The organism is Vibrio sp. D54 (genome assembly GCF_021728075.1).
Lineage (GTDB): Bacteria > Pseudomonadota > Gammaproteobacteria > Enterobacterales > Vibrionaceae > Vibrio > Vibrio alginolyticus.
The window spans coordinates 1-14,145 of sequence record NZ_JAKKCS010000021.1 but is presented as its reverse complement, the minus strand read 5'-3'; the positions used below and the strand labels follow the sequence as shown (position 1 = coordinate 14,145).

General features: G+C 45.6%; 11 protein-coding genes and 1 pseudogene. 11 read left to right on the top strand and 1 reads right to left on the bottom strand.

Annotated features, from left to right (window positions below):
• The first annotated feature begins 33 nt into the window (after positions 1–33).
• The 5 genes and pseudogenes from truD (at position 34) to rpoS (ending at position 4,482) form a co-directional block, all read left to right on the top strand.
• Positions 34–1,077, top strand: a complete 1,044-nt coding sequence (truD, locus tag L3V37_RS20950; RefSeq protein WP_237307027.1) for a tRNA pseudouridine(13) synthase TruD — start codon at positions 34–36, stop codon at positions 1,075–1,077.
• Complete coding sequence (gene surE, locus L3V37_RS20945) at positions 1,077–1,853, top strand: 5'/3'-nucleotidase SurE (RefSeq protein WP_237307025.1); 777 nt, start codon at positions 1,077–1,079, stop codon at positions 1,851–1,853. Before truD ends, surE begins: the two co-directional genes overlap by 1 nt.
• Entirely contained in the window at positions 1,853–2,479 is a 627-nt protein-coding gene (locus L3V37_RS20940; protein WP_005380892.1) for a protein-L-isoaspartate(D-aspartate) O-methyltransferase, read from the top strand. The genes surE and L3V37_RS20940 overlap by 1 nt, the downstream gene beginning before the upstream one ends.
• Before the next feature lie 13 nt (positions 2,480–2,492).
• Positions 2,493–3,416 carry a peptidoglycan DD-metalloendopeptidase family protein gene (locus L3V37_RS20935; RefSeq protein ID WP_017633546.1) on the top strand — a complete coding sequence of 308 codons (924 nt, stop codon included), beginning with the start codon at positions 2,493–2,495 and terminating at the stop codon, positions 3,414–3,416.
• Between the two features lie 80 nt (positions 3,417–3,496).
• Positions 3,497–4,482 (top strand): annotated as a pseudogene (gene rpoS / locus L3V37_RS20930) (RNA polymerase sigma factor RpoS).
• Positions 4,483–4,564: 82 nt separating this feature from the next.
• Here the strand turns inward: rpoS and mutS are convergent.
• Positions 4,565–7,126: a DNA mismatch repair protein MutS gene (gene mutS, locus L3V37_RS20925; protein ID WP_237307023.1), complete on the bottom strand. Its 2,562-nt coding sequence runs from the start codon at positions 7,124–7,126 to the stop codon at positions 4,565–4,567.
• An 84-nt stretch (positions 7,127–7,210) separates the two neighbouring features.
• On the opposite strand from mutS, the gene pncC reads away from it, so the two are divergent.
• From pncC to csrA, 6 genes are all read left to right on the top strand, one after another.
• Positions 7,211–7,693 carry a nicotinamide-nucleotide amidase gene (gene pncC, locus L3V37_RS20920; protein ID WP_017633544.1) on the top strand — a complete coding sequence of 161 codons (483 nt, stop codon included), beginning with the start codon at positions 7,211–7,213 and terminating at the stop codon, positions 7,691–7,693.
• Positions 7,694–7,893: 200 nt separating this feature from the next.
• Positions 7,894–8,937 carry a recombinase RecA gene (gene recA / locus L3V37_RS20915; RefSeq protein ID WP_005380874.1) on the top strand — a complete coding sequence of 348 codons (1,044 nt, stop codon included), beginning with the start codon at positions 7,894–7,896 and terminating at the stop codon, positions 8,935–8,937.
• 127 nt (positions 8,938–9,064) lie between these two features.
• A complete protein-coding gene (gene recX, locus L3V37_RS20910) occupies positions 9,065–9,532 on the top strand; it encodes a recombination regulator RecX (protein WP_237307021.1) in 468 nt (155 codons plus the stop codon).
• Positions 9,533–9,674: 142 nt separating this feature from the next.
• On the top strand, positions 9,675–12,257 hold the full coding sequence (alaS, locus tag L3V37_RS20905; RefSeq protein WP_132936929.1) for an alanine--tRNA ligase: 2,583 nt from the start codon (positions 9,675–9,677) through the stop codon (positions 12,255–12,257).
• A gap of 212 nt (positions 12,258–12,469) precedes the next feature.
• On the top strand, positions 12,470–13,657 hold the full coding sequence (locus tag L3V37_RS20900) for an aspartate kinase (RefSeq protein ID WP_005383803.1): 1,188 nt from the start codon (positions 12,470–12,472) through the stop codon (positions 13,655–13,657).
• A 92-nt stretch (positions 13,658–13,749) separates the two neighbouring features.
• Entirely contained in the window at positions 13,750–13,947 is a 198-nt protein-coding gene (gene csrA / locus L3V37_RS20895; RefSeq protein ID WP_004415691.1) for a carbon storage regulator CsrA, read from the top strand.
• The last annotated feature ends 198 nt before the right edge of the window (positions 13,948–14,145 follow it).

Genomic DNA, 14,145 nt, shown 5'->3' with positions numbered 1-14,145 from the left:
TCCTCTAAGCTGTGATATCAGCGGAAACACATCATGTCAGACATTTTATCTTCATTGGCTTACCTAACGGGTAAGCCAGTTGCATCGGCAAAAATTAAAGCGCAGCCAGAGCATTTTCAGGTTCGCGAAGATTTAGGTTTTGCCTTTACGGGCGAAGGCGAGCACTTAATGGTTCGTATCCGTAAAACGGGCGAGAACACCAGCTTCGTTGCTAACGAGTTAGCAAAAGCCTGTGGTGTTAAGTCGAAAGACGTTAGCTGGGCGGGTCTTAAAGACCGTCATGCGGTGACGGAACAGTGGTTAAGTGTCCATTTACCAAAAGGTGAAACGCCAGATTTTTCAGCGTTTTTGGCTCAATACCCAAGTATCGAAATCCTCGCAACAGATCGTCACAATAAAAAACTGCGTCCTGGTGACCTAGTAGGGAACGAGTTCGTGGTTACTTTGTCTGAAGTGACAGATATAGCGGATGTAGAACAACGTCTTGAAAAAGTGAAACAAGTTGGTGTGCCAAATTACTTTGGTAGTCAGCGTTTTGGTAACGATGGCAACAACCTTGAAGAAGCACGTCGATGGGGACGCGAAAACGTTCGTACCCGCAATCAAAACAAGCGAAGCATGTATTTATCAGCAGCTCGTTCGTGGATTTTCAACCGCATCGTTTCAGCTCGTCTAGAGAATGGTGTGTTTGATAAGTTCATTGATGGTGACATTGCACAGACGAATTCTGGCACTCAGTTGATTGATGCAAACAACATCGCTGCTCTGCAAGCGCAATTTGCGCAAGGTGAAGCGGCAATTACCGCTGCGCTTGCTGGCGATAATGCACTGCCTACTCAAGCCGAGGCTCTGGCATTAGAGCAACCGTTTTTAGACGAAGAGCCTGACCTCATGGCGTTGATTCGTGGTAATCGCATGCGCCACGATCGTCGCGATATTGCGCTGAAGCCAAAAGATTTAGCTTGGACGGTTGAAGGTAACAACATTACGCTGACTTTCTCACTGGATGCGGGATCTTTTGCGACCTCTATTGTTCGTGAGTTAGTTAATGAGGTTGAAGTAGAAAGAGAATACTAATGGAACAGGATTCACGAAACCCGAAGCCCTTAAGAGTCTTAATCAGCAATGATGATGGTGTTCATGCACAAGGGATTCATGCCCTCGCTGATGAGTTGAGAGATATCGCCGAAGTGACCATTGTCGCACCTGATCGAAATCGTTCAGGTGCTTCGAATTCACTCACATTAGAACAACCATTACGCGTGACGGAAATTGCCCCAAATATCTACTCAGTGCAAGGCACGCCCACGGATTGTGTGCATTTCGCGCTGAATGAGCTAATGAAAGATGATTTGCCTGATCTTGTTCTGTCAGGAATCAACCATGGCGCTAATTTGGGTGATGATGTTCTTTATTCTGGAACAGTAGCAGCAGCCATGGAAGGTCATTTCCTTGGCGTTCAGTCGGTGGCTTTTTCTCTAGTGGGTAAGCGACATTTCGAATCCGCCGCTAAAATTGCACGTCAAATTGTACAACAGCATTTAGCGTCGCCGATTCCAACGAATCGTCTACTGAACGTAAACGTGCCTGACTTACCATCAGAGAGTTTAGGTGAAATTGAAGTTACGCGTTTAGGTGCACGTCATCACGCAGAGAATATGATCAAGCAGAAAGATCCGAGAGGCCATGACATTTATTGGTTAGGGCCACCAGGAAAGGAGCAAGATGCAGGAGAGGGCACGGACTTTTATGCAATTGAGCATGGCCGAGTTTCAATGACGCCTCTGCAAGTTGATCTCACCGCTCACGAGTCGCTGCGTGCTATGGATAGTTGGTTAAAGGAAGAGAAGTAATGAGTAACCCACATGCTGACAGGTTGATAGCGTTTCTTATCTCCAGTGGCATCAAAGACCAAAGAGTTCTGGATGCTATCCAACGCTTGCCACGAGAAAGCTTTGTTTCTCAAGCGATGATGCACCAAGCCTATGATAACAATGCGTTACCAATTGGTCAGGGACAAACTATTTCTCAGCCTTATATCGTTGCTCGTATGACCGAGTTGCTTGAGCTAGAACCGGCGAGTCGTGTTCTGGAAATCGGAACGGGATCGGGTTATCAAACCGCGGTACTGGCGCAAATTGTTGATCATGTATACTCCGTTGAGCGAATTAAATCGTTGCAATGGGAAGCAAAGCGTCGCCTGAAGCAATTGGATATCTACAATGTTTCAACTAAGCATGCTGATGGGTGGCAGGGCTGGGAAGCGCGAGGTCCTTTCGATGCTATTATTGTTACCGCTGCCGCTGAAGTGATTCCCCAAGCTCTTCTCTCACAATTAAGAGATGGCGGCAAAATGGTCATTCCTGTTGGAGATACGGAACAACAGTTATTAAAAATAGAGCGTAAGGGAGACGAATATCTCTCTACCGTTGTAGAAATGGTTCGGTTCGTACCTCTGGTTGCGGGTGATTTAGCTTAAGGGTTAGGGATAGGTGAATAAGTTACTACGTCATATTGGTATTAGCTTTGTGTTTGCTGCAGGACTAGTTGGTTGTGCAGCGCATTCCCCTGCACCTGTCTCTAGCCTAAAAAAAGACTATTCAAGCCTTGAAAGAGGGAGTTACAGAGGGAGTTATTATGAGGTAAAAAAAGGCGATACACTTTACTTCATAGCTTATGTCACAGATAAAGATGTAAATGATCTTGTTCGTTACAATGAGTTAACTCAGCCTTATACTATCTACCCAGGACAGAGGCTAAAACTTTGGGCTCCGAAATATGTCGCCCCTAAATATGGTCAAAAAGTTGAACCCGTTGTGGCTCCTGTTGTTACGACACCCCCAGCTCCAGTGACGAAAACATCAACAGCCTCTAAACCTAAACCTTCGAGTAAAAACTCTAGTCAAAAACCTACAGAGACTAAGCCTAAAGTCGTACAAAAACAGCCTCCAAAGAAGGTTGAACAATCGAAAACAAAGGAGTATGTTGGTTCAAAAGATAACCAAAAAGTGAAGCAAAAAGCGCCAACTACTACAGCAAAGAGTGATAAAGTCTCAAAGTGGTTGTGGCCAACAAAAGGGAGAGTAATCAAGAACTTTTCGGCGGGAGAACAGGGAAATAAAGGTATCGACATCGCAGGACAGCGTGGTCAACCTATCGTTTCAACCGCAGCCGGCACAGTCGTTTATTCAGGCAATGCGCTACGAGGTTATGGCAACTTAATTATAGTAAAGCATAACGACAACTATTTAAGCGCATACGCACATAATGACAAGCTGTTGGTCACAGAAGGACAAAGCGTAAAAAGCGGACAAAAAATCGCCACCATGGGTAGTTCAGGTGCAAAGTCGGTCAAACTACACTTTGAAATTCGCTATCAAGGTAAATCAGTGAATCCAAAACGCTATTTGCCTTAAAACTTTGAAAAACAACTTGCGACATCATTTAGCGACATATTGAGTTGTCATGTCTTGCTAACTCGCCAGGGGGAGGCGTTATGAGTATCAGCAACACAGTAACCAAAGTTGAAGAGTTTGCATTTGATAATGCGTCAGTGAAGACCATTGATAACGAACTCGAAAGATCATCATCCACAGAAAGCAAAGCGACTGCGCGTGAAGAATTTGACGCGAGCAGTAAAAGCTTAGATGCAACTCAGTTGTATTTGGGCGAAATTGGCTTCTCACCTTTACTTACTGCCGAAGAAGAAGTGCTTTACGCAAGACGCGCCCTACGTGGCGACGAAGCGGCACGCAAACGTATGATCGAAAGTAACCTACGTTTGGTTGTTAAGATTTCTCGTCGATACAGTAACCGTGGTCTAGCACTACTCGATCTGATTGAAGAAGGTAACCTCGGCTTGATCCGAGCGGTCGAAAAATTCGACCCAGAACGTGGTTTCCGTTTCTCTACTTACGCAACATGGTGGATCCGACAAACGATAGAGCGAGCGTTGATGAACCAAACTCGCACGATCCGTCTACCTATCCACGTAGTGAAAGAGCTGAACATTTATCTGCGTACTGCGCGTGAACTTTCTCAAAAGCTCGATCACGAACCGACCGCAGAGAAATTGCTGCTCAATTAGATATTCCAGTCGAAGACGTAAGCAAAATGTTACGCCTTAATGAGCGTATTAGCTCTGTCGACACGCCAATCGGTGGTGACGGTGAGAAAGCGCTGCTGGATATTATTCCTGATGCAAACAACTCTGATCCAGAAGTTTCGACTCAAGATGACGACATCAAATCATCGTTGATTCATTGGTTAGAAGAGTTGAATCCGAAACAGAAAGAAGTGCTTGCACGACGCTTCGGCCTACTAGGCTACGAGCCTTCGACGCTGGAAGAAGTTGGTCGAGAGATTGGTCTGACACGTGAGCGAGTACGTCAAATACAAGTGGAAGGCTTACGTCGTCTTCGTGAAGTCCTAATCAAACAAGGTTTGAATATGGAAAACTTGTTTAACGTAGAAGACGATTAAATAATCCGTATTTCACTAGATACACAAAAGGCTATGGTTCCCCATAGCCTTTTTTCTTTTTTGCTCGTTGGTGTGAGTCTGTTTACAGCATCTTCTTCAAGCGATACAGCTCTTCAAGAGCTTGGCGTGGCGTTAAGTCGTCAGGATCAATACCTGACAGAGCTTGTTCGACCTCGCTAGGCTCTGGAATCAGGCTCAACTGGTTAGCCACATCTACTGCACTTGGACGTGGTGTGTCACTGTTTTGCCCCAGTTGCTCTAGCTGAGATAGCTTGTTACGCGCATTTTTGATGACCGTTTTTGGTACGCCAGCTAAGCCCGCAACAGCTAAGCCGTAAGACTTACTTGCCGCACCTTCTTGAACTGCGTGCATAAAGGCAATGCTGTCTCCATGTTCTACGGCATCCAAGTGAACGTTCGCTAAGCTTGGCAGTTGGTTCGGTAACTCTGTTAATTCGAAGTAGTGAGTTGCAAATAGGGTCATCGCACCAATTTGTGTTGCGAGCCATTCCGCACTTGCCCAAGCTAAAGACAGACCGTCGTAAGTACTAGTACCACGTCCGATTTCATCCATTAGCACCAAACTGTTCTTAGTTGCGTTGTGAAGAATATTGGCTGTTTCGGTCATTTCTACCATGAAGGTCGAGCGGCCAGATGCAAGATCATCTGACGCACCAATACGAGTAAATATACGATCTAAAGAACCAATCTGTGCGGATTCTGCCGGTACATAAGAGCCGATATGTGCCATCAATGCAATCAGCGCAGTTTGACGCATGTAGGTTGATTTACCACCCATGTTTGGACCGGTGATGATCAACATCTTACGGGCTGGGTTAAGCTCAATTGGGTTCGCGATGAACGGCTCTGTTGTTACTTGTTCTACGACTGGATGACGACCAGCTTGAATGTGAATTCCTGCGTCTTTCACAAGCGTTGGGCGGCAGTAATCTAACGAATCTGCACGCTCTGCTAGGTTTTGTAATACATCCAGTTGAGACAGAGCAGAAGCTAGGTTTTGCAGCTTCTCAAGGTTTGGCATCAATAGATCAAACAGTTCTTCCCACAACTGTTTCTCAAGTGCTAACGCTTTAGATTTCGAGTTAAGTACTTTGTCTTCGTGTACCTTAAGCTCTGGAATGATGTAGCGTTCAGCGTTTTTGAGTGTTTGGCGACGTACATAATGCGGTGGAACCAAATGGCTCTGGCCACGGCTTACTTGGATAAAGAAGCCATGAACGTTGTTATAGCCTACTTTAAGCGTATCGATACCGTGTCGTTCACGCTCATCTCGCTCAAGCTGCTCAAGATATTCTGTTGCACCATCTGCCAATTTTCGCCATTCATCGAGCTCCGCATTGTAGCCTTCAGCGATGACGCCACCATCACGAATAACAACCGGCGGATTTTCTTTAATCGCGCGCTCTAACAGGTCACATACTTCGTCAATCGGAGCTGCATACTTCGCCAATTTCGTTAGGTACGGATGGGTCAAAGAAGCGGTGACAGATTCTAGCTCTGGTAGCTGTTGCATGGCATTGCGAAGTCTAGCCATATCGCGAGGGCGAGCAGAGCGTAATGCAAGGCGCGCTAAGATACGTTCAATATCACCAATTTGCTTTAACGTTGGTTGAAGATCGGCAAACAGAGCTTGTTCTTTAATCTCACCAATCGCATCAAGACGATTGTTTAACGTTTCAATGCAACGCATAGGCTGATGCAACCAACGCTTCAGCATTCGGCTGCCCATCGGAGTAGCACAATGGTCGAGTACTGCAGCGAGCGTGTTATCGGTTCCGCCTGCTAGATTTTGAGTAATTTCCAGATTACGTCGGGTAGCAGCATCAAGGATGACGGATTGATCCTGATGATCAAACGTTAAAGAGCGAATATGAGGTAAAGCCGTACGTTGAGTATCTTTTACGTACTGGATCAAACAACCAGCAGCACATAACCCTAAGGACGCATGTTCTACACCAAAACCAACCAGATCTTTTGTGCCAAATTGTTGATTGAGTTGTTGCTTAGCCGTATCAAGCTCAAACTCCCAGACTGGGCGACGACGGTTACCATTGCGGCTCGCCATTAAATGTACAGGTTCAAAATCTTCTGGGAACAGTAGCTCACGTGGTGCGGTACGTTGAAGCTCGGCTGTCATCGCTTCTTCAGTTTCTGGTTCTGTCAGTTGGAAGCGACCAGAGGTGACATCCAGCGTCGCATAACCGAACTTACCGTTGTGATGGTAAATTGCTGCGATTAAGTTATCGACACGCTCAGAAAGCAGCGCCTCATCCGTCACTGTACCTGGTGTCACGATACGCACAACTTTACGTTCTACTGGGCCCTTGCTGGTGGCCGGATCGCCAATCTGTTCACAGATCGCCACAGACTCACCAAGCTGAACAAGTTTTGCCAGGTAGCCCTCTACGGCGTGAAATGGCACACCCGCCATTGGGATAGGTTCACCTGCAGACGCACCACGTTTGGTCAATGAAATATCAAGAAGCTGAGAAGCTCGCTTGGCATCATCGTAAAAGAGTTCGTAGAAATCGCCCATGCGGTAGAACAGCAAAATCTCTGGGTTCTCAGCTTTTAGCTTGAGGTATTGCTGCATCATCGGAGTGTGTTTTTGTTCAGCTTTCACAGGTAAGTTCTTTTGTTTATTTCCGTAGCGGCTTAGGATACGTGAATCCCTATCAAGTAAAAAGAGACAAAGGGCATTTTGGCTATGGAAAAAACAACAAAATTGAGTGCCGATTTAGGCGCATTATTGGCTAAACACGGGCATCTTTTAACGACCGCAGAATCATGCACAGGTGGTGGTGTTGCAACCGCCATTACTGACATTGCTGGTAGTTCAGCGTGGCTTGACCGTGCGTTTGTCACCTACAGTAATGAAGCGAAAATGGAGATGCTTGGTGTGCAAGCTTCAACGTTAGAAGCGCATGGTGCAGTGAGTGAGCCAGTTGTGATTGAAATGGTACAGGGTGCAATTAAAAACTCCAATGCGACCATCGGTGTGTCCATCAGTGGTATTGCAGGGCCGGGTGGTGGCAGTGAAGAGAAACCAGTCGGTATGGTCTGCTTTGCTTTTGCTGATAACCAAAGTTGGCAGCAAGTAGAAACCATGCATTTTACTGGTGACCGTGCAGAAGTTCGCAAAAAAGCGGTCGAGCACGCGTTGACTCAATTGTATCAACATCTGCTCTAGAATTTCTTAACTTGTTTTAGCCCAGCATTGATAAGGGCTAGAGCAAATCATGACTTTAGGTCAGCCAAATTTTTTTCATACAGGTATGGACACTGTATGAATCAACAGTATAATAACTTTCATTGCTGAGCAGTTCTTCTGCTTAAGAAAAATGAATTACTATTCGTCGCCCAAAGAAGATGAATAAATCGGAGAAAGTAATGGACGAGAACAAACAGAAAGCGCTCGCCGCTGCGCTAGGTCAAATTGAAAAGCAATTCGGTAAAGGCTCTATCATGCGCCTTGGTGATAACCGCGCAATGGACGTAGAAACCATCTCAACGGGTTCTCTTTCTCTTGATATCGCTTTGGGTGCTGGTGGTCTACCAATGGGTCGTATCGTAGAAATCTACGGCCCAGAATCTTCAGGTAAAACAACATTAACCCTTGAGCTTATTGCTGCTGCGCAACGTGAAGGCAAAACTTGTGCGTTTATCGATGCAGAGCACGCTCTAGATCCTGTATACGCGAAGAAACTTGGCGTTGATATCGATGCATTGCTAGTTTCTCAGCCAGACACAGGTGAGCAAGCGCTAGAGATCTGTGACGCACTTGCACGTTCTGGTGCTATCGATGTTATGGTTGTCGACTCTGTCGCAGCACTAACACCGAAAGCAGAAATCGAAGGCGAAATGGGCGATAGCCACATGGGTCTACAAGCACGTATGCTTTCTCAAGCAATGCGTAAGCTAACGGGTAACCTAAAGCAGTCTAACTGTATGTGTATCTTCATCAACCAAATCCGTATGAAGATTGGTGTGATGTTTGGTAACCCAGAAACAACAACAGGTGGTAACGCACTTAAGTTCTACGCTTCTGTTCGTCTAGATATCCGTCGTACTGGCGCAATCAAAGAAGGTGACGAAGTCGTAGGTAACGAAACGCGCATCAAAGTTGTTAAGAATAAGATTGCAGCACCATTTAAAGAAGCAAACACACAAATCATGTACGGCCAAGGCTTTAACCGCGAAGGTGAACTTGTCGATCTAGGTGTGAAGCACAAGTTAGTTGAAAAAGCCGGTGCTTGGTATAGCTACAATGGCGATAAGATTGGTCAAGGTAAAGCGAATGCGTGTAACTACCTGCGTGAGCATCCTGAAGTGGCCAAAACTATCGATACAAAACTGCGTGAAATGTTGCTAGCGCCAGCACTTGCGGAAGCGCCTGAAGCTGGTGAAGCGCCAGAGCAAGCTGAAGAGTTTTAATCTTTCATAGATTAATAAATGACAAAGCCCTGCTATGCGGGGCTTTGTTGTATCTATTGAAATCAAAAATCGAATTATCACAAAGGCCATTGAGAGCCTGTACAGCAAAAATACTTTTAGGATCATCATGTACCAAAAACGCCAGGCGCCAACATTATCGAGCAAAGAGGCAGCTATCCAATTGCTTAGTCGTCGCGATCATGGTCAGTATGAGCTTTACCAAAAATTATCGATGAAGGGCTATGAAGAGTCAGACATCGAGATCGCAATTAATTTTTGCCTAGACCATAACTATTTAGATGATTTACGTTACGCGAAGAGTCAAATTAGACAGCATGTATACAAAGGACATGGAGAGCGTCGAATTCGTCAAGAGTTAAACCAGAAGCGTGTTGAGGAATCGGTGATTGAGCAAGCTATGGCTGAAGAGCCGCAAGATTGGTTTGAACTGGCTAAACAGGCGGCAGAAAAGAAATTCAAAGGTATTAAAGCCAAAGACCAAAAAGAGTACGCAAAACAAGTTCGTTTTCTGCAGTATCGCGGCTACAGTTTTGACCAAATCAGCTACGCGCTGAGCTTTGAGGACGAAGATTAACGGTCAGTCGTCCGCACTGATTTTTGTTTTGCTTCAAATTTTTTCTCCTACTCCCTCTTTTCCTCAAGAAAACTAGTCTCAGCTGTTTGCATGATCTACAATACGGCAAAATTCTAACTCGACTATTTTCAGGAAGAGCTGCATGTACATGAGCACTGATGAGGTTCGTAACGCGTTCCTCAAGTTCTTTGAGAGCAAAGGACACCAAATCGTAGAAAGTTCATCGTTAGTTCCACATAACGACCCAACCCTGCTGTTCACAAACGCAGGTATGAACCAATTTAAAGATTGTTTCTTAGGCTTAGAAAAACGAGCCTACACTCGAGCGACTACGGCTCAGCGTTGCGTACGTGCTGGTGGTAAACATAACGACCTAGAAAATGTTGGCTTTACTGCTCGTCACCACACATTCTTTGAAATGTTAGGCAACTTCAGCTTTGGCGATTACTTCAAAGAAGATGCGATCTCCTTTGCTTGGGAATTCCTAACCGAAGTTCTTAAACTGCCAGCGGATCGTTTATTGGTAACTGTTTACGAAACCGATGACGAAGCGTTTGACATCTGGAACAAGAAAGTTGGCGTACCCGCTGATCGTATTGTTCGCATTGGTGATAAAGAAGGCGGCAAGCCGTACGAGTCTGATAACTTCTGGCAAATGGGCGACACTGGCCCTTGTGGTCCATGTACTGAAATCTTCTACGATCACGGTGAGCACATCTGGGGTGGCCGTCCTGGCACGCCTGAAGAAGATGGTGACCGTTTCATCGAGATCTGGAACAACGTATTCATGCAGTTCAACCGTCACGCAGACGGCACTATGGAACCGCTACCAAAACCATCGGTAGATACTGGTATGGGTATCGAGCGTATCTCTGCAATCATGCAGGGCGTTCACTCAAACTACGAAATCGATGTGTTCCAAGCTCTTATCAAAGCAGCAGCAGAAGTGATCGGTTACGAAGACCTATCAAACCAATCACTACGCGTTATCGCTGACCACATCCGTTCATGTTCATTCCTGATCGTGGATGGCGTTATGCCTTCAAACGAAGGTCGTGGTTACGTATTACGCCGTATCATCCGTCGTGCAGTTCGTCACGGTAACAAGCTGGGCGCACAAGGTGCATTCTTCCACAAGTTGGTTGGCGTTCTAGCTGACATCATGGGTACGGCTGGTGAAGAGCTGAAGCGTCAACAAGCTGTGGTTGAAAAAGTACTGCGTATCGAAGAAGAAAACTTTGGTCGTACACTTGAGCGCGGTATGGCTATTCTAAACGAAGCACTAGATAACCTAGACGGTAAAGTACTGGACGGCGAAACCGTATTTAAACTTTACGATACTTACGGCTTCCCAGCTGACTTAACTAACGACGTTGCACGTGAGCGTGAGTTCGCAATCGACGAAGAAGGTTTTGAGAAAGCGATGGAAGAGCAGCGTCAACGTGCGCGTGAAGCGGGTAACTTTGGTACTGACTACAACGCAGCAATCAAAGTTGATACGCAAACAGAATTCTGTGGTTACACAGGTACTAAAGGCTCTAGTTCTGTAGCAGCGATGTTCGTTGAAGGCAACGAAGTAGATTCACTATCTGCGGGCGACAAAGCAATCATCGTACTTGGTGAAACACCATTCTACGCAGAGTCAGGCGGTCAGTGTGGTGACGCTGGTGAAATCCGTACTGAGTCTGGTGTATTCCACGTTGAGGACACTCAAAAACTAGGTAACGCAATCGCGCACCACGGTGTAATGGCAGAAGGCGTTCTAGCGAAAGGTGATGAAGTAGCAACTATCGTTGACGCAGAGCGTCGCGCAGCTATCTCTCTAAACCACTCAGCAACGCACTTGCTACACGCAGCACTACGCCAGGTTTTAGGTGAGCACGTAACGCAGAAAGGCTCATTGGTGAAGGCAGACAACCTACGTTTCGACTTCTCGCATCTAGAAGCCGTAACCGCAGCAGAGTTGAAAGAAGTTGAGCGCCTAGTTAACGCGCAAATTCGTCGCAACCACACGATTGAAACCAACGTGATGGACATTGAGTCTGCTAAGAAGAAAGGCGCAATGGCTCTATTCGGCGAGAAGTACGACGACGAAGTACGCGTACTATCTATGGGCGACTTCTCGACAGAGCTTTGCGGTGGTATTCACGCATCAAGCACAGGTGATATTGGCCTATTCAAAATCACTTCAGAAAGCGGCATTGCTGCAGGTATTCGACGTATTGAGGCGGTAACAGGCGAGGCTGCATTAGACGCGATTGAAGCTCAAAACGCGAAGTACGAAGAGAAACTGGCAGAATCTGCACAGAAAGCAAAAGCGCTAGAGAAAGAAGTGCAGAAGCTAAAAGATAAGATGGCGGCAGCAGAAAGCGCTAACATCATGGGCAAAGCGGTTGAAGTCAATGGTACAAAAGTTCTAGTCGCAGCTCTTGAAGGCGCTGACAGCAAGAACCTACGTACTATGGTTGATGACATTAAGAACCAAATGGGGTCTGGTGTCGTACTGCTTGCTAACGTAACAGGTGACAAGGTTGGCCTGATTGCTGGTGTGACTAAAGATCTAACTGGTAAAGTAAAAGCTGGTGATCTAGTTAAGATGATTGCTGAGCAAGTCGGTGGTAAGGGCGGTGGTCGTCCTGACATGGCTCAAGCTGGTGGTACTGATGTAGCCGCACTACCAGAGGCAATTAAAACAGTTCAGCCTTGGTTAGAAGAGCGCTTATAAGCTTTTAACTACTAAAATTACGCTCAATCAAGTTTCTTTGATTGAGCGTAATTTTTTTTAGCAGCCAAGTGGTTTAATTGACCAAAAGTTAACCGAGTCATTTAGGCTATTTGGTTTTTGTTGTAACTACTGCTTATATAATTTTTCTAAAAGGAAATACTGAAGATGTAAGCAGTTCTAAAGAGACTTCGGTCTTGGGAAGGTGAAGACTGGTGAAAAAGCCCCTTATCGTGCAAAAGTTTGGCGGAACCTCAGTGGGTTCAATTGAAAGAATCCACCAAGTTGCTGAACACATCATTAAGGCGAAAAATGATGGCAATCAAGTTGTTGTTGTCGTGTCTGCAATGTCAGGCGAAACAAACAGACTGATGGACCTCGCTAAACAGATAGATAGCGTGCCTACAGCTCGAGAACTTGATGTTTTGCTCTCTGCTGGTGAGCAAGTGTCAATGGCACTGTTAGCAATGACACTCAATAAATTGGGTCATGCTGCACGCTCGCTTACCGGAGCACAGGCGAATATTGTGACGGATAATCAACACAATGACGCAACGATTAAACACATTGATACTAAGACAATTCTGGGATTGCTTGAGCAAGACCAAATCGTGATTGTTGCAGGCTTTCAAGGTGTGAATGAGAACGGGGATATCACCACATTAGGTCGAGGTGGCTCAGATACGAGCGCAGTGGCACTGGCAGGCGCATTGCGCGCTGATGAGTGTCAAATCTTTACCGACGTTGATGGTATTTATACTTGTGACCCACGTGTAGTGAAAAACGCGCGAAAATTGGCGGTTATCGATTTTCCTTCCATGGAAGCGATGGCAAGCCGAGGCGCGAAAGTATTACATTTACCTTCAGTGCAATTTGCATGGAAGAATAATGTGCCACTGCGCGTGCTTTCGACATTTGATGTTAATGAAGGCAGTCTGGTAAAGGGGGAGTTAGGCAATCAAGCCGTCTCTGGTATAGCCATCCAACGTGACCTTGCCATAATCGAAGTCGATAAAGAACATTTATCTAGTGCTACAAAACAATGTCAGATGTTGGGTATCGACATTTGGAATGTGATCGAGGAAACAGAACGGGCAGGTATCATGATAAAACAAGATGCATGTGCCAAGTTCGATCTGGTGTTCAGCGACAAAATCCGTAATAGTGAAGTGGTAAGCCTGTTGACCGCAGTGGGGCTTGAGGCCAATGGAATGGTAGAGCACGCATGCGATTTGTTGGCAAAGCGAGATATTGAGATCAATTTCAGCGCAACGAATGCACTCACTATGATGCTAGTTTTAGCACCCGAATGTGTGGATACAGCAGCAAACATTCTGCATGATGCTTACATTACGTCTAGTGAAGCATTAAACATTCAACAAAAACATGCCTTTTTAGGCTGATTTTCGCTAACAAGGTAGTTTACGAAAATATAACTTTTGTTGGATAATAGCTTTGTAGCAAGAAAATTTAGAGATTACTCAAGGAGCAAAGAATGCTAATTTTGACTCGCCGCGTAGGCGAAACACTGATGATTGGTGATGAAGTGACTGTAACTGTACTAGGTGTTAAAGGTAACCAAGTGCGTATCGGCGTTAACGCTCCGAAAGAGGTTTCAGTTCACCGTGAAGAAATCTACATGCGCATTCAAGCTGAAAAAGGCAATGGCAACGTTGCTTCAGGTAACTACTAAGTCGCTCCTGTTTACAGAGCTTAGTTTGAATGAAAAAGGCTAACCGAAGGGTTGGCCTTTTTAGTTTTTACTGTACCGTCCTAAATAAGGTTGACACTTTCCACCCCCAAAATTGGAGAGTGTTATGAAATCAACAACTAAAAGAACTCAGCGCGATTACTCCCTCGCTTTTAAACTCACTGTAGTTGATGAGGTTGA